The 20,656-nt window shown below is 71.6% G+C and carries 19 protein-coding genes; 6 read left to right on the top strand and 13 right to left on the bottom strand.

Annotation, left to right across the window (positions count from 1 at the left end; translation table 11 throughout):
- Positions 1-4 precede the first annotated feature (4 nt).
- The 9 genes from ACFY4A_RS34710 to ACFY4A_RS34670 all read right to left on the bottom strand — a co-directional run bounded on the left by ACFY4A_RS34710 (position 5) and on the right by ACFY4A_RS34670 (position 9,084).
- A complete protein-coding gene (locus ACFY4A_RS34710) occupies positions 5-1,369 on the bottom strand; it encodes an MFS transporter (RefSeq protein ID WP_390833293.1) in 1,365 nt (454 codons plus the stop codon).
- Positions 1,370-1,446: 77 nt separating this feature from the next.
- Positions 1,447-2,787, bottom strand: coding sequence for a histidinol dehydrogenase (gene hisD / locus ACFY4A_RS34705; RefSeq protein WP_390833292.1), 1,341 nt, complete (start codon positions 2,785-2,787; stop codon positions 1,447-1,449).
- A gap of 108 nt (positions 2,788-2,895) precedes the next feature.
- Complete coding sequence (locus ACFY4A_RS34700; RefSeq protein WP_390833291.1) at positions 2,896-3,894, bottom strand: LacI family DNA-binding transcriptional regulator; 999 nt, start codon at positions 3,892-3,894, stop codon at positions 2,896-2,898.
- Between the two features lie 67 nt (positions 3,895-3,961).
- The gene (locus ACFY4A_RS34695) at positions 3,962-5,131 is read right to left on the bottom strand and encodes an NAD(P)/FAD-dependent oxidoreductase (protein ID WP_390833290.1); all 1,170 of its coding nucleotides are present in this window, start codon (positions 5,129-5,131) and stop codon (positions 3,962-3,964) included.
- Positions 5,128-6,567 carry a sodium:solute symporter gene (locus tag ACFY4A_RS34690; protein WP_390833289.1) on the bottom strand — a complete coding sequence of 480 codons (1,440 nt, stop codon included), beginning with the start codon at positions 6,565-6,567 and terminating at the stop codon, positions 5,128-5,130. The genes ACFY4A_RS34695 and ACFY4A_RS34690 overlap by 4 nt, the downstream gene beginning before the upstream one ends.
- A gap of 215 nt (positions 6,568-6,782) precedes the next feature.
- The gene (locus ACFY4A_RS34685) at positions 6,783-7,457 is read right to left on the bottom strand and encodes a GntR family transcriptional regulator (RefSeq protein ID WP_390833288.1); all 675 of its coding nucleotides are present in this window, start codon (positions 7,455-7,457) and stop codon (positions 6,783-6,785) included.
- Positions 7,458-7,593: 136 nt separating this feature from the next.
- Positions 7,594-7,911 (bottom strand): hypothetical protein, encoded by a 318-nt coding sequence (locus ACFY4A_RS34680; RefSeq protein WP_390833287.1) that lies wholly within the window; start codon positions 7,909-7,911, stop codon positions 7,594-7,596.
- Between the two features lie 480 nt (positions 7,912-8,391).
- Positions 8,392-8,577, bottom strand: a complete 186-nt coding sequence (locus tag ACFY4A_RS34675) for an integrase (protein WP_390833286.1) — start codon at positions 8,575-8,577, stop codon at positions 8,392-8,394.
- An 84-nt stretch (positions 8,578-8,661) separates the two neighbouring features.
- Complete coding sequence (locus tag ACFY4A_RS34670; protein WP_390833285.1) at positions 8,662-9,084, bottom strand: secondary thiamine-phosphate synthase enzyme YjbQ; 423 nt, start codon at positions 9,082-9,084, stop codon at positions 8,662-8,664.
- Positions 9,085-9,143: 59 nt separating this feature from the next.
- On the opposite strand from ACFY4A_RS34670, the gene ACFY4A_RS34665 reads away from it, so the two are divergent.
- Positions 9,144-10,223 (top strand): NAD(P)-binding domain-containing protein, encoded by a 1,080-nt coding sequence (locus ACFY4A_RS34665; protein ID WP_390833284.1) that lies wholly within the window; start codon positions 9,144-9,146, stop codon positions 10,221-10,223.
- Between the two features lie 30 nt (positions 10,224-10,253).
- On the opposite strand, the gene mltG is transcribed toward ACFY4A_RS34665, so the two are convergent.
- Both mltG and ACFY4A_RS34655 read right to left on the bottom strand, forming a co-directional pair.
- Positions 10,254-11,102: an endolytic transglycosylase MltG gene (gene mltG / locus ACFY4A_RS34660; protein WP_390833283.1), complete on the bottom strand. Its 849-nt coding sequence runs from the start codon at positions 11,100-11,102 to the stop codon at positions 10,254-10,256.
- A gap of 43 nt (positions 11,103-11,145) precedes the next feature.
- Positions 11,146-12,948, bottom strand: coding sequence for an ABC transporter ATP-binding protein (locus tag ACFY4A_RS34655; RefSeq protein WP_390833282.1), 1,803 nt, complete (start codon positions 12,946-12,948; stop codon positions 11,146-11,148).
- A 116-nt stretch (positions 12,949-13,064) separates the two neighbouring features.
- Between ACFY4A_RS34655 and ACFY4A_RS34650 the strand changes: the two genes are divergently transcribed.
- A complete protein-coding gene (locus ACFY4A_RS34650) occupies positions 13,065-13,520 on the top strand; it encodes a MarR family winged helix-turn-helix transcriptional regulator (RefSeq protein ID WP_390833281.1) in 456 nt (151 codons plus the stop codon).
- 141 nt (positions 13,521-13,661) lie between these two features.
- Here ACFY4A_RS34650 and ACFY4A_RS34645 read toward each other — a convergent pair whose 3' ends face one another.
- Positions 13,662-14,414, bottom strand: a complete 753-nt coding sequence (locus tag ACFY4A_RS34645) for a L,D-transpeptidase family protein (RefSeq protein ID WP_390833280.1) — start codon at positions 14,412-14,414, stop codon at positions 13,662-13,664.
- A gap of 289 nt (positions 14,415-14,703) precedes the next feature.
- On the opposite strand from ACFY4A_RS34645, the gene ACFY4A_RS34640 reads away from it, so the two are divergent.
- From ACFY4A_RS34640 to ACFY4A_RS34625, 4 genes are all read left to right on the top strand, one after another.
- Positions 14,704-16,605 (top strand): ABC transporter transmembrane domain-containing protein, encoded by a 1,902-nt coding sequence (locus ACFY4A_RS34640; protein ID WP_390833279.1) that lies wholly within the window; start codon positions 14,704-14,706, stop codon positions 16,603-16,605.
- A complete protein-coding gene (locus ACFY4A_RS34635; protein WP_390833278.1) occupies positions 16,602-18,383 on the top strand; it encodes an ABC transporter ATP-binding protein in 1,782 nt (593 codons plus the stop codon). The genes ACFY4A_RS34640 and ACFY4A_RS34635 overlap by 4 nt, the downstream gene beginning before the upstream one ends.
- A 534-nt stretch (positions 18,384-18,917) precedes the next feature.
- Complete coding sequence (locus ACFY4A_RS34630; RefSeq protein WP_390833277.1) at positions 18,918-19,388, top strand: DUF5709 domain-containing protein; 471 nt, start codon at positions 18,918-18,920, stop codon at positions 19,386-19,388.
- Between the two features lie 51 nt (positions 19,389-19,439).
- Complete coding sequence (locus ACFY4A_RS34625; RefSeq protein WP_390833276.1) at positions 19,440-19,712, top strand: type B 50S ribosomal protein L31; 273 nt, start codon at positions 19,440-19,442, stop codon at positions 19,710-19,712.
- A 127-nt stretch (positions 19,713-19,839) separates the two neighbouring features.
- Here the strand turns inward: ACFY4A_RS34625 and ACFY4A_RS34620 are convergent, their stop codons facing one another.
- The gene (locus ACFY4A_RS34620; RefSeq protein ID WP_390833275.1) at positions 19,840-20,634 is read right to left on the bottom strand and encodes a metal-dependent hydrolase; all 795 of its coding nucleotides are present in this window, start codon (positions 20,632-20,634) and stop codon (positions 19,840-19,842) included.
- Between the last annotated feature and the right edge of the window lie 22 nt (positions 20,635-20,656).

Genomic DNA, 20,656 nt, shown 5'->3' with positions numbered 1-20,656 from the left:
GCGGCTACACAGCCTCCTTGGCCTCGCTCACTCGCCGCGGCGTACGCGCCGCATCGCCGATCTCGTCGAGTTCACGGTCCCGCTGGTCGGGGGCGAAGGCGATGGCCGCCATCGCGATCAGTGTGGTCACGATGGCGAAGGCGATCACCATCCACAGGCTTCCGCCGGCCCACAGGACCATCGCTCCCGCCAGGGCCGGCGTGAAGCTCGCCAGGAGGATGGACGCCATCTGGTAGCCGATGGAGATGCCGGAGTAGCGCACCGCGGTCGGGAACATCTCGCAGTACAGGGCGGGCAGCGGCGCATACACCATGGCGTGGCCCAGGGCGAGGAAGAGCACCACACCGGCGACGATCGCCCACAGCCGTCCCGTGTGGACGAGCGCGAACACGGGCCACGTGGTGACCACGATGAGGACACCGCCGACGAGGAACGTGCGGACGCGTCCGATGCGGTCGGAGACGGCGCCGAAGACCGGGATCATCACGATGTTCACCGCGGCACCGATCATCGACGCCGTCAGGCCGTAACTCTTGGGCACGTCCAGGGTGGTGGTGACGTAGGACAGGATGAACGTCGTGAACAGGTAGTAGTTCCCGGCCTCGGCGAACCGGCCGAAAATCGTGATCAGCAGCGACTTGCGGTGATCGCGGAAGAGGATCGCCGCGGGCGCCTTGCGGCGTTCGAGCTCGGCCTCCATCTTCGCCTTCTCCGCGAGGAACTCGGGGCTCTCCGTGGCCCGCAGCCGGATCGCGAAGCCGACGCCGGCCAGCACCGTGCTCAGCAGGAACGGCACGCGCCAGCCCCACGTCTCGAACGCGTCGCCAGACATCCACGACGCAAGCGAGACCGCGGCGGTGCCCAGGAGCAGCCCCGCCGAGACCCCGATCTGCGGCCAGGAACCGAAGTAGCCGCGCCGTTCGCGCGGGGCGTTCTCCACCGCGATGATGGCCGCCCCGCCCCACTCTCCGCCGACGGCAAAGCCCTGCGCGAGGCGCAGCACGCAGAGCAGCAGCGGTGCCGTGATCCCGATCTGTTCGTACGTCGGGACGAGACCGATCGCCGCGGTCGCGACGGTCATGATCGAGAAGGTGAGGATCAGCGTGGACTTGCGCCCGATACGGTCCCCGAGGTGCCCGGCGACGAACGCGCCGATCGGCCGGGCCAGGAAACCGACACCGAAGGTGGCGAGCGAGACGATCTGGCCGATGCCGGGAGCGAGGTTCGGGAAGAACAGATGCCCGAACACGAGCGCCGCGGCGATGCCGTAGATCGTGTACTCGTACCACTCGACGATCGCGCCGATGGTGCCTGACTGCAGGGATCGGCGTCTGATCTGCTCCGGCGTCAAGGGGGCGGCGGTGGCCATGGGATCTCCGTTGATCGGGGACGGAACGGGGACGTGCGGGGAGGGGGCGGGGTGGTCGGCGCCCCCTCGGGCGGGGGTCAGACGCGGGCGGCGCTCGCGTAGTGGTCGGTCCAGGCCGGCGGGGCGCCGGCGTACTTGGCGGCCCGGACGTCGCCAGAGCGGGCGTGCCCCTCGAACAGTTCGACGCGGGCGGCGCGGCCGCACAGCTCGCCGAGGGCTGCGGACGCCTTCGGGTCGCGGACCTCCTGGTACGTGACGGTGCGCAGGTACATGCCCACCCACAGGCCACCGGTGTAGCGGGCGGCGCCGCGGGTCGGCAGGACGTGGTTGGTGCCGATGACCTTGTCGCCGTAGGAGACGCAGGTGCCCTCGCCGAGGAAGAGGGCGCCGTAGGCGTGCATCCTGTCCAGGGCCTCGCGGGGGTTCTCGGTGAGGATCTGTACGTGCTCGTAGGCGAAGGTGTCGGCGATGCGGTAGGCCTCGTCGAGGTCGTCGGCCAGGATGATCTGCCCGTGGTCGCGCCAGGCGGGGCCCGCGATGTCGCCGGTCTGCAGGCCGGGCAGGATCTCCTCGATGTGCTGCTGCACGGCGGTGGCGACACGCTCGCTGGTCGTGATCAGGGCGGCGGGCGAGTCCGGGCCGTGCTCCGCCTGCGAGAGTAGGTCGACAGCGGCGACGAACGGGTCGGCCGCGTCGTCGGCGACGACGAGGATCTCGGTCGGACCGGCGAACAGGTCGATGCCGACCTCGCCGAACAACTGCCGCTTGGCCTCGGCCACATAGGCGTTGCCGGGGCCGGCCAGCATGTCCACGGGCGTCATGGTCTCGGTGCCGACGCTCATCGCGGCGATGGCCTGCACGCCGCCGAGGATGTGGACCTCGTCCGCGCCCGCGAGGTGCATCGCGGCGACGGTCGCGGCGGGGATCTCGCCGCGGATCGGCGGGGTGCAGGCGACCACGCGCGGCACACCGGCGGCCTTCGCTGTCACGATGGTCATGTGCGCGGAGGCGGTCAGCGGGTAGCGGCCGCCGGGGATGTACGCGCCGACGGACCGGATCGGCACGTGGCGGTGGCCGAGGAAGACGCCGGGCTCGGACTCGATCTCGATCTCGGCCATGGAGGCGCGCTGGGCCTCGGCGAACCGGCGGACGTTGGCCTGGACGGTCTTGATGTCCTCGATGACCTGCGGGTCGAGGCTGTTCATGATCTCGGCGAGCTGCGCCTCGTCCAGACGGAAGGACGCGGGCTCCCAGCGGTCGAAGCGCGCGGAGAGTTCGCGGACCGCCTCGTCGCCTCGGGCGCGGACGTCGGCGATCAGCTCGCGGACGGTCTGCGCGACGGCGTCGTTGCCCGACGGGGCAGTGGACTGGCTGACAGCGGCCTTGATGGTGCGGGACACGCCGAGCTCCTCACTCATGGATGGATACGTATCCATTGGATACGTATCCACAGCATGGAAGACGGAAGCCCGACGGTCAAGAGGTGATGTGCGAGAGGCGGCGTTCGAGAGGTGACGTGGAAGCGGTCAGGCGGGAGGCGCCGTGGTGGAGCGCTCGACGAACTCCACGGGCAGGACCTCGTGCCGGTGCGGCAGGTCGGGATCGTCGAGGCGGTCCAGGAGCAGCTCCACGCCGACCTGGGCGATCCGCTCCAGCGGCTGGCGCACCGTCGTCAGGTCGATGCGCTCCCACGCGGACAGCGGCACGTCGTCGCAGCCCACCACGCTCAGCTCGGCCGGCACGGAGACGCCGGCCGCCACGGCCGCGTTCAGCGCCGCGTACGCCATCACGTCGTTGTGGCAGAACAGTGCCGTGGGCGGCTCGGGGCTCGCGAGCAGGGTGCCCACCGCCTCGTACGCGGTGGTGTAGTCGTAGGCGCCGTCGATCTCCGTGAGCGTGACGCCGTCCGCGGCCCCGACCTCGCGGCGGAAGGCGAGCCCGCGCTGCTGCGCGGTGCTCGCCCCGGCGACGCCGCGGACCATCGCGATCCGGCGGTGCCCGAGGCCGAGCAGATGCCGGGCCGCGAGCTCGCCGGCGGTCGCGTTGTCGGCCTCGACCTGGTCGGCCGGGAAGCCCTCGATCGTGCGGTGGCACAGGACCACCGGGATGCCGTGGCCGGTCATCCGGTGCGCGAGGGGCTCCCCTTCGAGCGCCGACGTGAACACGACCCCGTCGACGCCTTCGCGGCGCAGCAGCGCGAGCCCCTCCTCGGCCGACATCACATCGGTGACCAGGGAGAGGCGCAGGCCGCGCTCGTGCAGGACGCGCTCCATGGCCTTGACCATCACCGGGTAGAAGGGGTTGGTCAGGTCGCGGATCACGACGCCGATCAGGCCCGAGCGCGCACCGACGAGGCTGCGCGCGGCCTGGCTGGGCTGGAAGTCGTACTTGGCGACGACTTCGAGGACGCGGCGCTTGGTCTCGGGCGCCACGCTCCCGCCGTTCAGCACCCGCGAGACCGTCGACTGCGCGACGCCCGCCTCCCGCGCGATCTGCACGCTCGTGACCGTGGGCCGCCGCACCATGTGTCCTTACCTCCGGGTCGTGTCGAAGCCAGAATACGGATCTCCGCCGGCGCCCGGGGCCGAGAGGTCACTGCTGGCCGGCGAAGCGGGCGGGTTGCAGGGCCGGCAGGCGCGTGCGGCCGATCAGGCGTCCGGGGCGGAAGTCCGTCAGGAGGTCGTCGGGTTCGCCGGTGAGCAGTTCCCGCGTGGCGAGCCGGCCGAGGAGGGGGCCGAGGGTGATGCCGCTGTGGGTGGCGAGGGTGTAGACGCGGGTGCTGTCGCCGAGGAAGCCCGCGACCGTGAGGCCGTCGGCGGGCAGGGCGCGCTGTCCGACCCGCAGGGATTCCAGGCGGACGCCTTCGGTTCCGGCGAGCAACTCGCTGAGGCGGCAGCACAGTTCGGCAGCGTGCGGGCCATCCACGGCGGGCGGGGCCGCCGGGTCGGCGTCCGCGTCGAGGTCGAGGCCCTGCACGATGAGGCGGCCCGCGCCGTCGGGGCGGACGTTGAGCCGGGGTGTGGTGAGGACACGGTCGAGGCGGGTCGGGAGCGGGTTCGTGTAGCCGAGCAGGCCGACGGTGGCGGTGCCCGCGGCGTCGGGGTCGGCCATGGGGACGCGGTGACCGGCCGCCGCGGTGAGGTGCTCCGTCCAGCGGCCGGCCGCGATCACGACCGCGTCGGCCTCGTCGGCGGTGCCGTCGGACAGTTCGACGCGCACGCCGTCCGCCGTCTCGCGCAGGCCGGTGACTTCCGCCGGGCGGCGCAGCCGGGCGCCCAGGTCGCGGGCTTCTCCCCACAGGCGGGAGACGAGCAGGGCGGGGAAGACATGGCCTTCCTCGGGGTAGTGCGCGATGTGTTCGGCGTCGGGGGCGAGGCGCAGGTCGGGGACGAGTCGGCGGGCCTCGCGCGGGGTGATCCAGCGCACGGGGTAGTCGCGGTCGAGGAGTTCACCGACCGACGCGGCGAGCCGCTCGGTTCCGGCCGCGTCCCCGGCCCACTCCAGGTTTCCGTTGCGGACGTACCAGGCCGGGGCCGTGCCGGGCTGTTCGGCGAGTGCCTCGTGCTCGGCCATTCCGGCGACGTTGAGCTCGTGGTACGAACGGGGGTTCTTGTTATGGGAGTTGGTCCAGGCGAACGAGGTGGCGGAGGTGCCGGCCAGAGCGTGGTCCCGTTCGTAGACGGTCACTTCGGCTCCGGCGCGGGCCAGGGAACGGGCGGTCGCGGCGCCCAGGACACCGAGTCCGATCACGGCGGTCTTCATGCGTTGCTCACAATCTCTCGCGGGGTGGCGGGGACGCGCTTCTCGGAGGTGGTCGCGGTCAGCAGCAGGAGGACGACGGCGGAGGCAGCGATGCCGTAGACCGCGTACGGCACGGTGGTGCCGAGGTACTGGGCGACGCCGCAGCCGGCGAGACCGGCGACCATGCTGCCGATCGCGGCGGCGGGGCTCAGCCTGCGGCGGCGGTGCAGCAGGTAGCCGAGGAAGATCGGGGCGGCGAGCGCGGCGGCGGAGTAGGCGTACGAGGCGACGAGCCAGGCGAGGGCGGTGGGGAACGCGATCGCGAGGAGGGCCGCGACGGCCGCGACGACGACGGTGATGAGCCGGGAGAGCGCGACGGTCCCGCGCTCGCCCGACCGCCCTCCCGCGACGGTCTGGTAGACGTCGCGAGTCAGGTTGGCGACGGTGGACTGCAGGGCGGCGCCGCTGGTGGCCACGATCGTCGCCACGAGGAAGGCGGCGAACAGGACGAGCATCCAGGTGGGGAGCTGGGTGAGCAGCCACCCCGCCGCGTCCTCCTGGTTGGCGAGCCGCGGATTCATCGCGTGCACGGCGAGGCCGATGCAGCCCGCGTACACCCCGCTGACCAGCATGGTCAGTCCGGAGAACGCCAGGCCGCGGCGGGCGTCGGAGACCTTCTTGGTGGCGAACACCCGCTGGTAGTAGAGCTGGTTGGTGAGGGTGCCGGGGATGATCGCGGCGGCCCAGAGCCAGATCTGCTGCCAGCCGACCGCCGACACTCCGGCGGGGCTCCACAGCCGCTCCGGCACGGTCGCGGTGATGCGCCCCCAGCCGCCGGCCAGATGGATTCCGTAGAACGCGACGACGAGCGCCATCCCGATCTTGAAGAGTCCGAAGACGAAGTCGGCCCACGCCACCGAGGTGAGGCCGCCGGGCAGGACGAAGGTCAGCGAGGCCAGGGTGATCACGGCGACGAGCACGGGCGTCGATATCCCGGTCAGCTGGCCGAAGAGCTTGGCGAAGGCGACGAACTGGGTGACGGTCCAGCCGAACGGGACCACGAGCGCGGCCAGGGCGGCGACGGCGGTGACGAGCCGGTGCTGCCCGAAGAGCCGGGTGACGACGTCGGGGACCGTGGTGAAGCTCTGTTCGCGCAGCCACCTCGCGATGAGCGTCAGCAGGAGGAAGCCGACCAGGACACAGCCCTCGTAGACGAACACGGACCACCCGGACCGGTAGCCGATCCCTACGTGGGCGATGAGGACGCCACCGCCCGCCGCCGCGGCGAACTGGGTGATGACGACGACGAACAGCGGTAGCGACTCGTTGGCGGAGAGCCAGTCGCGGGACGTCCTGGCGCGGCGTCCGAAGTAGAGGGACATCGCCGCGCCCCAGGCGATCACCAGCAGACTGGCGACGCTGATGCCGACGATCTGTCCGGTCGAACCTGTGTGCATGGGTGCCTCCGGCGGCCGGGCGGCGCGGACGCGGCCCGGCTCGGGTGGGTGAGGGCGTGCTCGGTTGCCGCCGCGCGGGGAGCGGGGCGGCGCGAGCCTGGGTGGGGAGAGCAAAAGCCGCGTCCGGGAGCGTCCGGGCGGGGCCGGGGCGGTGCACAGGAAGGGGCAGGCCGCGGTGGTGCGGCCGTGCGGAAGTCGATCGGGCGGTGCGGGAGTTACGCGTCCGCGGGCGGCTGGACGGTCTGTTCCAGGAAGAACTCGACGAGGTCCGGGCGGCTGATGTCCCAGCGCGCCTCGGCGAGTTTGCCGTCGGCCAGCCAGGTCAGGCGGCGCAGCCGGATCACGGCCTGCCCCTCCGGCACCCGGAGCCGGGACGCGGTCTGCGCGTCGAGGGCGATCGGGTCGATGTAGATACGGGACTTCGCCGCCGGGACGCCCAGCCGGCCGAAGTAGTCGTGGGTGGTCAGGTGGTCGAGGTCCTCCTCCTGCAGTCGGGGGGCGAGCGCGAACGGGACGGCGGACAGTTCGACCGCGATCACGCTGTCGTCCAGGTCGTACTTCAGGCGGCGCAGCCGGTGCACCGGAGCTTCGTCGTCGATGCCCGGCATGGCCACCCCCGCGTCCCGGGCCGGGACGACGGTCGCGGACTCCACGGCGTGCCGCCCCGGGATCTCCGGGCCGCGCAGTGCCGGGTTCACGAACCGCAGCAGGTTCTCCTGGCGTGCCCCGTCGGCGACGAAGGTGCCTCGCCTGCGGTGCCGCTCCACCAGTCCGGCCTGCGCCAGTTCGGTCAGTACGCGCTGCGCGGTCGCGCGGCCGATCGCGTACTGCTCCTGGAGCTCGGCCTCCGTCCGACAAGGCGACACCGCGAGCTCACGCCCGATGTCCACACCTGCCCCCAAATGGTCACCGGAGCACACAGAACCGTCTCATGGGATTCATCTCACCTGAGTGACGGCCACGCCACGCCGACCGGCTTCCACAACACGCCGGACAGCGTGCCCCGAAACCCGGCCGGCACCGCATTCACAGGCGGCGCAGCCACGCGGCAACGCCATGGCCCACCGCGAGGTAGACCACAGCGGGAAGGGCGTAATCGAAGAAGACGTGCAGACCTTCCGTGTCCATCGTGAAGATGTCCTGCGCCCAGCCCGCGAGCCAGTCAGCCACGCGGTGCACGAAGTCGACGAACACGTTCGCCTGATTCGCGTCGAGCAGGTACAGAACCACCCACAGCCCGAGGAAGATCGCGGCGATGTCGGCAAGAGTGTGAACGGTCAGCGCCAGCCGATCCGCACTTATGCCGTTGCGCCCTGCGCCCGCGCCTCTGGGGGCGTGATACACGGGACTGGGAGCCTGGACGTGCGGGCTTCTGGGCTCGGGGCGGTAGGGAGGAGGTTGAATTTCATCGCGCGGGACATAGGCGCCGCTGGTAGGCAGTGGAGCCGTATCCCCATTCTGCGGAGGATACGCGCCACCATGACGAGGGGTGTTCCCATTCGGGCCGTATGGGGCATTCGGCGGCATGCCGTTGTCGGGGTGAGTCACGGTCCGGCGCGTTACCCGTCCGCCATGCCCCAAACCCCCTTCACTGTCGTTTCACCATCCCGCCACCCAGGTGCGATCGCCTCCACATCCGGCGAGACCCCAGCCGAGAGACCTCGTGCTGCCGATCCGGGTCCGACCGGCACGGGCGTGGCCACGCCTGTCACGCAAAGAGGCCACGCCGCACGCCGCCCGAGGTCAGCGGATCTGATCCGGCGTCACCGACAGCCACCGCTTGTCCGCCGTCGCGAAGCCAAGGGCCCAGCTTCGGCCGGGTCATCAGGTCGGTGGCACCGACACCTCCCAGTCGTCGGCCCAGCCGATGATGTGGCCCCGGACAGACGCGGCGGCAGTCAGCACGTCCTCGCGTTGCCGCTCCGGCGACGACGCGGCGAGCTTCATCCGCGACAGCCGTCGCACGCCGAGCAGGCACCTGCCGCATCCGTCGTAGAGGCGTTCGATCATGTTCAGGTCCGTACCGCGCAAGGCTTCTCCGTTTCGAACACGCAAGGTACGGAGATTTGGCGGCCACACCCAGGACGATCTTGCTCAGCCCAGGAAGCTCAGCCGAACCTGACGGTTGACATTAGAGATGTTGGTGTCCACCAGGCACACCGACTGCCATGTGCCCAGTTCCAGTCGGCCGCCGAGGACCGGGATGGTCGCGTGCGGCGGCACGATGGCGGGCAGGACATGGTCGCGGCCGTGGCCGGGGCTGCCGTGGCGGTGCTGCCAGCGGTCGTCGGCGGGCAGCAGGGTGTGCAGGGCGGCGAGGAGGTCCTCGTCGCTGCCGGAGCCTGTCTCGATGATCGCGATGCCGGCGGTGGCGTGCGGCACGAACAGGTTCAGCAGACCGTCCCGGTCGGCCGCGGTCTCCTGGAGGAAGGCCTCGCAGTCACGGGTCAGGTCCACGACCGTCTCCCGGGAGCCGGAAGCCACGTTCAGGACTCGGGTGGTGAAGGCAGGTGACATGCCCCCATCCTCGTCGATTGCCGGGGAAGATCGGCGCCCGCGGCACGGTTGGAAGAAGCGTGAACACCATACGTGAGGTCGACGTGGTCGTCGTGGGCGCTGGTCAGGCGGGTCTGTCCAGCGCCTATCACCTGCGGCGCACCGGGTTCGAGCCGGACCGCGACTTCGTCGTGCTCGACCGCCCCGCCGGTCCGGGCGGCGCTTGGCAGTTCCGGTGGCCGTCGCTGACGTACGGCAAGGTGCACGGGATGCACGCGCTGCCGGGGATGGAGCTGATCGGCGCCGATCCCGCGCGGCCGTCGTCGGAGGTCGTCGCCGCGTACTTCGCCGACTACGAACGCGCCTTCGACCTGCGGGTACAGCGGCCGGTGGAGGTCACCGCGGTCACGGACGGCCCCGGCGGGCGGCTGCTCGTCGAGACCTCCGACGGCACCTGGGCGACTCGGGCGCTGATCAACGCGACCGGTACCTGGGACCAGCCGTTCTGGCCGCGGTACCCGGGTCAGGAGACCTTCCGCGGGCGGCAGTTGCACACGGCGCAGTACGCCGGGCCCGGGGAGTTCGCCGGGCAGCGCGTGATCGTGGTGGGCGGCGGCGCCTCCGGCACCCAGCACCTGCTGGAGATCGCCCCGTTCGCGGCCGCCACCACCTGGGTGACGCGACGGCCGCCGGTCTTCCGTGACGGCCCGTTCGACGAGGACGCGGGGCGTGCGGCTGTCGCGCTGGTCGAGGAGCGGGTGCGGCAGGGGCTGCCGCCCAGGAGTGTCGTCTCGGTGACGGGACTTCCGCTGAACGACGCCGTACGGCAGGGGCTGAAGGACGGGGTCCTGGACCGGCAGCCGATGTTCGACCGGATCACCCCGGACGGGGTGCGGTGGGCGGACGGACGGCACGTGGCGGCCGACGTCATCCTCTGGGCAACCGGATTCCGGCCTTCGCTCCGGCATCTGGCGCCGCTCGGGCTGCGCGAACCGGGGGGCGGCATCCGTGTGGACGGCACCCGGGCCGTCGCCGATCCCCGGATCCACCTGGTCGGCTACGGCCCTTCGGCCAGCACGATCGGCGCCAACCGGGCCGGACGCGCGGCCGTCCGGGACATCAGGCGCCTGCTGGAGGGGGAGCCGGCCGCCGCGGCGTGACCGGCGTGGACCGCCCGCGCCGGGCACGGCTCACTTCGCGGGCTGCGGGCTGCTGCCTCTCAGATGGGCGTTGAACTCCTCCACATTGCGCTGGTGCTCCGTGTAGTCGGCGGTGAAGCGCGTGTCGCCCGGCTTGACGGTGACGAAGTACAGCCAGTCGCCCTGCGCCGGGTTGGCGACGGCGCGCATGGCGTCCTCGCCGGGACTGTCGATGGGCGTCGGCGGCAGCCCCATGCGCTGGTAGGAGTTGTAGGGGCTGTCCATCCGGGTTTCCTCCGCGCTCGTGCGGACCGTGCTGCGGTTGAGGGCGTAGTTGAGGGTGGAGTCCATCTGCAGCGGCATGCCGCGCTCCAGCCGGTTGAAGACGACTCGGGCCACCTTGCTCATGTCGGCCTTCGAGGCGGCCTCGGCCTGGACGATGCTCGCGATGGTGATCGCCTGGTACAGGCTCATGGAGTGGCGCTGTGGGCCGGCGGCGACCGGGGCCGCGTCGAACCTCTTGTTCGCGGTGTCGACCATGTAGGCCAGCAGGGACTGCGGGGTGGTCTTCTCGTCGATGGGGTACGTCGCCGGGAAGAGGTAGCCTTCCGGGTTGCCCTCGGCGGCGCTCGGCAGGTTCAGTTGGGCGTCGGCGAGCGACTGCTTCGTGGTGCCGGGTGCCAGGGCGAGGGCCTTGTCGATGGCGGCGTAGATCTGGCCGGACCGCCAGCCCTCGGGGATCACCAGCGTGCGGGGTACGGCCGGGGCGTCGTCGCGGTGGATCGTCAGCAGCGACACCGCCACGGCGGTGCCGGCCAGGACGGCCCCGGTCAGGCCCAGGGCCACACGGCCCCGGCGTGTCAGTCGGCTGATTCTCCGTGACGGAGTGTTCCTCTGCATGCGGGCACGGTAACCCCCAAGGGGTCGCAAACCCGGCATATCTTCAGCTTGTCGGTTCCAGTTGCGCGTCCCGGCGCACCAGGGCCGCGTAGCGTCCGTCGAGTTCCAGCAACTCCTGGTGCGTACCGCGTTCGGCCGGCCGCCCGGAGTCGAGGACCACGATCTGGTCGGCCCCGCGGACGGTGGACAGGCGGTGCGCGATGGTCAGGGTCGTCCGGTTGGCGGACAGGGCGTCGATGGCCTCCTGCACGGCGGCCTCCGTACGGGTGTCCAGGGCGCTGGTGGCCTCGTCGAGGATGAGGACCGGCGGGTCGCGCAGGATGGTCCGGGCGATGGCCAGGCGCTGCTTCTCACCGCCGGAGAAGCGGTGGCCGCGTTCGCCGACGACCGTGTCGTAGCCGTCGGGCAGGGCCGCGATGTGGTCGTGGATCTGCGCCGCCTTCGCCGCCGCCCGAAGCTCCTCGTCGGTGGCGTCCGGCTTGGCGAAGCGGAGGTTCTCGGCGACCGAGGCGTGGAAGAGGTACGTCTCCTGGGAGACGACGCCGACCGCGCGGGCGAGGGTGTCGAAGTCGAGGTCGCGCACGTCGACCCCGTCGATGGTGACGCGGCCGCCGGTCACGTCGTACAGCCGGGGCACCAGGTAGCCGAGCGTGGACTTGCCGGCGCCGGTCGGACCGACGATCGCGAGGCTGCTGCCGGCGGGCACGGTGACGTCGATGCCCTCCAGGATCGGGCCGCTCTTGTCGTCGTAGCGGAAGTCGACGTCTTCGAAGCGGACCTCGCCCTTGACGCGGTCGAGGTGGACCGGCTGCTCGCGCTCGGTGATGTCGATCGGCAGGTCGAGGTACTCGAAGATGCGCTGGAACAGCGCGAGCGAGGTCTGGATCTGCACACCAGTGGACAGCAGGCTGACGGTCGGCCGGAACAGGCCCTGCTGGAGCGAGACGAAGGCGACGATCGTGCCGATGGAGACCTGCGGGCCGCCGACCTGGAGGGCGACGCCCGCGGTCCAGTAGATGACGGCGGGCAGGGCGGCCATGACGATCGTGATGACGGCCATGCGCCAGCGCCCGGCCATGTTCGACTTCACTTCGAGGTCGACCAGGCCTTCCGACTCGGCGGCGAAGGACTCGGTCAGCGACGCGGAGCGGCCCATCGTGCGGCCGAGCAGGATGCCGCTGACGGAGAGGGATTCGGTGACCGTGGCGGCGATCGCGGCCATCTGCTTCTGCCGCTGAGTGGTGATCTTCTTGCGCTCGTTGCCGACACGGCGGCTGATCCACACGAACACCGGGAGCAGCAGCAGCGAGACGACGGTGAGCCGCCAGTCGAGGACGACCATCGCGACGATCGTGGCGACCACGCTGGTGAGGTTGGAGACGAGCGAGGTGGCGGTGGAGGTGACGGTGGCCTGCATGCCACCGATGTCGTTGGCGATGCGGGACTGCACCTCACCGGTGCGGGTCCGGGTGAAGAAGGCGAGGGACATGCGCTGCAGCCGCCCGTAGACGGCGGTGCGCAGGTCGTGCATGACACGCTGGCCGACGGTCGTGGAGATCAGCGTCTGCAGCACGCCGAAGACGCTCGTGAGGACGGCGCTGAGGATCATGCCGAGCGCGAGCAGGCTCAGCAGGCCGGTGCGACCCTGCGGGATCGCGACGTCGAGGGTCTCCTTCAGCAGGAAGGGCGTGGCGACGGAGACCAACGAGGCGGCTCCCACCAGCAGGCCGACGATCGCGAGACGGCCCCGGTAGGGGCGGAAGAGCCGCAGGATCCGGCGGACCTGCCGCGGCTGCTCCCTGGCGTCGGCGGGTGGGGTCCAGATGGGGTGATGGTCGGGATGCATGAGCTCCTACGGGGGTGGGTGGGCGCCGGATCGCAGGTGCGGCCGACGACGACCACCCGATCCTAGCTCACTGTTACCTATACTCACAATGAACGTGGTCCTGGTATTGTTCCGGCATGACCTCCCCCGACCCCGACGGTCTTCTCGCCGAGCAACTGCTGCGGCTCACCCGCCGGGTGCACCGCATCCAGAAGCGGCACCTCGAACAGCACGCCCTGGGCATCACGCCCGCCCAGTCCCGGCTGCTGCGTACCCTGGCGCACTTCGGCGGGCCGCCCCGCATGGCGGATCTCGCCGAGTCCCTGGAGGTCGTGCCCCGCGCGGTGACCACACTCGTGGACGGCCTCGAGGGAAGTGGCAAGGTGCGCCGGGTCCCCGATCCGGCCAACCGCCGGGTCATCCGCATCGAGCTCACCAACGACGGACACAAGGCTCTGCGGGAGCTGCGCCGCGCCCGGCGAGCCGCCGCGGAGGAGATCCTGGCGCCCCTGACGGGCGAGCAGCGCAAGACGCTCGGCGGACTGCTGGATACGCTGGTGGGCACGGTGCCCACCCAGGGGCGCGGCTGCTGAACCCGTGCCTTCGACACGTCAACGCCGAGCTGAGCAGGGCGCGTTGACACCAGAAGCGAGGGCAGTGCGGAGCGGCTTGCGCACACGGCGCGGGCTTGCATACAGGGCACCCTTTCGCCGACCACTCGGCCAATGCGGCGGCTACAGTCGCAGGTTGGCCTTGTCCCCCATGACTATGACGGGCTTGCTCTTCGGATCGAGCCTGCGGAGCAGGTACTCCATCCCGGACTCCGGAACACTCACGCAGCCCAGCGTGCCGTCACCGTGGTCCAGGTGCAGCCAGATGCCGCCACCCTTGCTCTGGCCCAGCGGACGGGTCGGATCGTCCGGACGGGTACCGCGCAGGCGGTTGTAGTCGATGGCGATGACGTAGTCGAAGTCGCGCCAGTGCGCTTCGTCCCAGTAGAAGGGGGAGATGAAGGCATCCGCGTCCTGGGTGTACGGAAGCCGGGTGCCCGGGTCGTCGAGGACGCCACCCGCGTCGGAGAGCGTGAACACTCCCACCGGGCTGCGCTCGTCGCCCTCCCGGTGGTCGATCGCCCACCCGCGCTTGCCGTTGTGCGCCGGCCAACTCCCCTGCGGCTCCCACTTGGCGCCCTGTTTCTCGTAGAGAACGAGCGTGGAGTCGGGGGAGGTCTTGTGATCACCGTAGACCGCCACGATCTGCCGGGTGCCGACGGGTATCCGCTGCCACATCCGGTCTCCGATGCCCGGAACCCGGGACTGCACCACGGGCGGGCTGGGCCGGGCGGTCCCCGTCGGCCCGCCCGGCCTGGGCATGTCGCCGTAATGACGGACCTCGTTGGGCGTTCCGCCGCACGCGGCCACCGTCGCCAGAAGGAAACCACAGGTCGCCGCAGCGACCATCACACGTCTTGCACCGCGAGTCTGCATGTCCTCATCTTGACCAGGAGGCACGACATGATCTAGTCGAGATTGGCCCAAATAGCCTTATCTCCTTCCTATTGAGGCATTTCACTCGTCGACTCCTGGTCAGAGGCCCCTGGCGTGGGGCCGGAACGTGGCGGGCCCCGGCATCCGACGGGTCGGGGGCGAGACGGCCAATCCCGTTCCCCCGTACGGAAAACCGCTTGCTTTCGACCACTTTGCGAAGCCAGGCTGTCACGGCTCGCCCGCCGCCCCGGCGGCAGCTTCCGCCCCTGACACGAGCCACTGGGACGTCATGCAGATTAAAGATCTTCCGTATCCCGATCCGGGCGTGCCTGACGCACGCTCGGGTCCCCGACTCCTGTGGTGGCTGGGGCGGAACCAGCTGGGCGGGCAGATGAAGGCACTGGCATGGGGACTGCTGCACTTCGCCTCCGTCTCCTCCCTGCCGTTCTGCGTCGGCCTCGCCGTCCAGGCGGTCGTCGACCGTTCGGGTGCGCGGCTGGCCCTCGCCGGCGGGCTGCTGACGGTGGCTTGTGCCGGCAACGCGCTCGGCGACACCTACCTGCACCGCGCCGCGATCACCAACTGGATCACCGCCGCGGCCCGCGTCCAGCAACTGCTCGCCCGCAAGGCCGCCGGGCTGGGCTCCGCACTGAGCCGGCGGGTGGCCGCCGGCGAGGTGGTCGCCGTCTCCACGGCAGACGTCGAGAAAATCGGCTGGTTCGTGGAGGCCGTGTCCCGGTTCACCGCGGCGGCCCTCACCATCGTGCTGGTCTGTGTCGCCCTCGTCGTCTACCAGCCCGCGCTGGGCGTGGTCGTCGCCGTGGGTCTGCCCGCGCTGGCTCTCGCGGTGCTGCCGTTGCTGCCGCGCGCGACCCGGCGCGCCGACGTCCAGCGCGAGAAGGCGGGCCGCGCCACCGAACTGGCCTCGGACACCGTCGCCGGGCTGCGAGTACTGCGCGGTATCGGCGGGGAGGAGCTGTTCCTCGACCGCTACCGGCGTGCCTCCCAGGAGGTACGGCACGCGGCCGTCCGCAGTGCCCGCATGTGGTCCCTGATCGCCGCGATCCAGGTCCTGCTGCCGGGCCTGCTGCTGATCGGGGTCGTCTGGTACGGCGTGCACCTGGCCCGCGCGGGCCGTATCAGCGTGGGCGAACTCGTCACCGTCTACAGCTCCGTCATGGTTCTCACCTATCCACTGCGGCACTTCGTCGAGATCGCCATGGCGTACTCCTTCTCCCGCCCGTCGGCCACCCGGGCCGCCCGGGTGCTGTCCCTTGAGCGGGCCACCGACGGGACCGGGACACGGGCACCCGTCGTGCCGTCAGGTGATCTGCACGACCCGGCGACCGGCCTTCGGGCACCAACCGGACGGCTCACCGCCGTGGTCTGCGGCGACCCGGACGCCGCAGGCCGACTGGCGGAACGACTCGGCGGCCATCCCACCGAGCCGGGCACTTCCGCGCTGCTCGGGGGCGTACCGCTGGACGAGTTGCCACTCGACTCCGCGCGCACGGCCGTCCTGGTCCAGGACAAGGACCCGGTGCTGCTGTCGGGATCGCTGCGCGAACTGCTCGACGTGCCCGCCTCGGGGAAGGTCACCACCCGGGAGGCGCTCACCGCCGCCCAGTGCGACGACGTCCTGGACGCGCTCGCGCAATCGTCACCGGCCGCCGAGGACCCGATGGGCGTCCGGATCACCGAGCGCGGCCGGTCCCTCTCCGGCGGCCAGCGCCAGCGTCTGGCTCTGGCCCGGTCGCTGATCACCGACCCGGAGGTGCTCGTCCTGGACGAACCGACCTCCGCCGTCGACTCGCACACCGAGGCGCGGATCGCGCAAGGCCTGCGCGATCTGCGGGCCGGACGCACCACGGTGGTGTTCACCTCCTCGCCCCTGCTCCTGGACCGCGCCGACCGGGTGGTGCTGGTCCACGAGGGCAGTGTCGCCGCGGTCGGTGTGCACCGGAACCTGGTGCACACCGAACCCCGGTACCGGGCGGTGGTGACCCGGGAGACCGACGAGGAGCGCGCCGCGCACCACCTGCTCGACGGAGGCGGCAGGCTGCGGGCCGCAGGGGACCGCCCGCCGCACGACGCGCCGCGCGACGACGAGGCCGCCCCGCGGGACGCCACGGAAGAGGCCCTGGAAGAGGCCTTGCAAGAGGACCTGGAAGAGATGGAGGAGACGGCATGATCGGCGTGGCGCCCCCTGTCTACGACCCGGCGGCCCCGACGACGGCCGACACCCTGCCCGTCGGCTCCGCCGCGACCGTACGCTCCTATGTGACCGAGCTGCTGCGCCGGCACCGGCGTGCCTTCGTCCTGCTCATCACCGTCAACACCGTCGCCGTGGTGGCCTCCATGACCGGTCCCTGGCTGCTGGGCGGTCTGGTCGAACGGGTGTCGGACGGCACCCGGGAGCTGCATCTGCCCCTCACCGTCGCACTGTTCGTGCTCGCGTTGCTCGTCCAGGCGGTGTTCGTACGGGAGGTCCGGCTGCGCGGGGCGATGCTCGGCGAGCGGATGCTGGCCGACCTGCGCGAGGACTTCCTCGTCCGGTCGGTGGGCCTGCCGCCCGGCGTGCTGGAGCGGGCGGGCACCGGCGACCTGCTCTCCCGTATCACCACCGACATCGACCGGCTCGCCAACGCTATGCGCGAGGCCGTGCCGCAGTTGGCGATCGGGGTCGTGTGGGTGACGCTGCTGCTGGGTGGTCTGGTGCTGACCGCGCCGCCGCTCGCCGCGGCCGTGCTGCTGGCCGTGCCGCTGCTGGTGCTCGGCTGCCGCTGGTACTTCCGGCGGGCGCCGTCCGCCTACCGCTCGGAGGCCGCCGGCTACGCCGCCGTGGCCGCCGCGCTCACCGAGACCGTCGACGCCGGGCGCACCGTCGAGGCACACCGCCTCGGCGAACGCCGCGTCGCCCTGTCGGAACTCCGGATCACGCAATGGACCGCGTGGGAACGCTACACACTCTGGCTGCGGTCGGTGCTCTTCCCGGTCATCAACGTCACCCACGTCACCGTGCTCGCCTCCGTGCTCATGGTCGGTGGCGTGTTCGTCCTGCGGGGCTGGATCGGGGTCGGCCAGCTGACGACGGGCGCCCTCATCGCGCAGATGCTGGTCGACCCGGTGGGGCTGATCCTGCGCTGGTACGACGAGTTGCAGGTGGCGCAGGTGTCGCTGGCCCGGCTCGTCGGAGTGCGCGACATCGAGCCGGACGCCGGGGACGACTCGCTGGTCCCCTCCGGCCGGGACGTGGACGCGGACCGGGTGCACTTCGGCTACCGGGAGGGCGTCGACGTGCTGCGCGAGGTCTCCCTGAAGGTCGCCCCGGGCACGCGGCTGGCCCTGGTCGGCCCGTCCGGCGCCGGAAAGTCCACGCTGGGCCGGCTGCTCGCCGGGATCTACGCGCCCCGGGACGGCCGGATCGCGCTCGGCGGCGCCGAACTCTCCCGGATGCCCGCCGAACGCGTCCGCTCCCATGTCGCCCTCGTCAACCAGGAGCACCACGTCTTCGTGGGCTCCCTGCGCGACAATCTGCTGCTCGCCCGGACGGACGCCGTCGACGCCGAGCTGTGGGCGGCACTGGGCGCGGTCGACGCGGACAGCTGGGCCCGTGCCCTCGACGACGGTCTGGACACCGAGGTCGGCTCGGGCGGTCTGGCCCTCACCCCGGCCCAGGCCCAGCAGATCGCCCTGGCCCGGCTGGTCCTGGCCGATCCGCACACGCTGGTCCTGGACGAGGCGACCTCGCTGCTCGACCCGCGTGCGGCCCGGCATCTGGAGCGGTCCCTGGCCCGCGTCCTGGACGGCCGCACGGTCGTCGCCATCGCCCACCGGCTCCACACGGCCCACGACGCCGACGTCATCGCCGTGGTCGAGAACGGCCGCATCAGCGAGCTGGGCAGCCACGACGAACTCGTCGCGGCGAACGGCGCCTACGCGGCGCTGTGGCGGTCCTGGCACGGGTGACCGCACGAACGCTCGGCACCCCCCGGCCCTGCGTCCGGCCCCTGCCGCGGAACGCGAGCCGCCCCGCCGCACGGCGTGCGGGCCACGGTCCCTGTCGTCCACGGTGGCGGGCGCGGTGAGCGGCGCGGTGGCGGGCACAGTCACTTGGACCGGTTCCATATCGGCGGGGTCGGTGGGACCGGCGGAGTCGGTGGGACCGGCTCCCTCGCGGCGGGCATGAGCGGCGGCGGGCGCGGTGGGCGGGACCGGCAGGGTCGGCGGGACCGGCTTCGTCGCCTCGACGGGTGCGGTACCGGGCCCGGCGGCCGGGATGGGCCAGGGCCGGGACCGGTAGTGGACGGGGCATCGGCCGGGCCTCGCAGCCGGTGCCGTTGCGCGGTGCCGAACAGCGGTGGAAGGCTGGAAACCGGAAACGGCTCGGGGAGCGCCCGGGAACCGTACGGTTGGTGCCGGGTGTCGGCTGCGTTCCGTGCAAGGGCGGCCGCGCACCGGCCGCAGAGAGAACGGGCCCGTCCCCACCACCTGGAGGTACCCGTGGACAGCGCCGACGGATGGGGAGACGACGTCTACCAGCCCGACGACTCCGAGGTCAGGGAGGACACGGGCGTGCTCGACCCGGAGGACACGCTGGTGTACGACGGTGTCGACGACCCCCTGGACCGTGGCTGGTCGCCTCCCGAGCGGCCGTGGGCCGTGGAGCACACCGGCGTGACCGCCGCGGAGCGCCGGCAGGGCGAAACCCTGGACCAGCGCCTCGCCGAGGAGCTGCCCGAAACGGTCGCCTGGGACGGCGACGACCTGGGTGACTGCGAGGACACCGACGGGGAACTCCTGGACAACGAGGTCGGCGCCGCCCGCTCCGGCCGTCTCGTCGCCCCCGACGAGGGAGCACACGAGGACGACGAGAGTGCCCTGGTCGCCACCGACGTGGGCATCGACGGCGCGGCCGCCTCCGCCGAGGAGGCCGCGATGCACGTCGTCGACGAGGAAGCCCCGCAGGGCTGACCTGGCCGCCCGTGAGCCGTCACCCTCTCCCCCGCCGCACGAGGAGCACCCATGCAGCAGGACAAGCAACCCGACTACCATCCCGTCGTCTTCCGGGACCGTGCCGCTGGTTACGCCTTCCTCACCCGGTCCACCGCGACCAGTGAGCAGACCATCGAGTGGGACGACGGCGCGACCTACCCGGTCGTGGATGTGGAGATCTCCTCGGAGAGCCACCCGTTCTACACCGGCAAGGCCCGCACGGTGGACTCGGAGGGCCGTATCGCCCGGTTCGAGCGGCGCTACGGCGGCGTGCAGGGCCCCGGAGGCGACGGAGCCGCCTGACCGACCACCGAGGACGGCGGGACGGCCATCCCGGCCGGGGCCGGGCGGGGCCCGCGCGACGGGCGGGACCGGGGACCGGGTGGGACCGCCGGGCGCTGTGGACCGCGGGCGCTGCTGAGCGCGTCCCTCAGATGAAGTTCAGCGCGACCGCGCAGCCCACTCCGCCGAGCACCATGAACGCCGGCATCAGCACCTTGAGCTCGACCCAGCTGCCCGCCCGGAACCGCATCGCCTTCGGCGGACCGATGGGGTACCAGCGCTTGCGGCCCACCGGTATCGGCCACAGGATGGGGCATCCGGAGACGGTCAGCGCGTCCCCGATGTCGTGCACCAGCGCTCCCAGCACGATCGGCAGGCCCAGCCACAGGTACTCCTGGCCCGGAGCGGTGAACAGCCAGTCCGCTCCGTTGCCGGGCTGGTCGAGGATGTCCGCCAGGATCCAGGCGCTGGTCGCGGCCAGCAGCCAGACCAGGACGGCGCTGCTGGAGCCGCGGGCCGCCCGCCACAGCAGGCCCTCGATGGCCAGCACCATGTGCACGAAAAGAATGGCGAGCACCGCCCAGCGGCCCCCGGTGATCGCCAGGGCGGAGGTGCCCGCCCCGATCAGCACCGCCCACAGCCAGGTGTGCGTCAGCGTCCGGTGCCCGCCGGAACGGCGCGGGTCGCCCTGCTTCCGCGACGCCTTGTAGACGGTGTAGGACAGCTTGTCGACGATCTCGCACAACGCGTGCGAGACGGGTCCGAAGGCTCGCGAGATCGTGGCGGCCTTGTGGTCCAGGTCCGGGGCGAGCGCGGCCCCGGCGCAGATCAGCGCACCGACCAGCAGGACCGGCCAGGGCATCGGGTGCCCGGCCGCGGCGACCGCGGCTCCGACGCCGAGCCAGGCCGCCGCCCCCGACAGTGAGTGTGCTGGTCCCATCATGGCCGATGCCCGCCCCATTCCT

It is taken from the genome of Streptomyces sp. NPDC001292, assembly GCF_042896465.1.
GTDB lineage: Bacteria > Actinomycetota > Actinomycetes > Streptomycetales > Streptomycetaceae > Streptomyces.
Note: the sequence above shows the minus strand (reverse complement) of the source record. Positions and strands in the feature narration are given on the sequence as shown.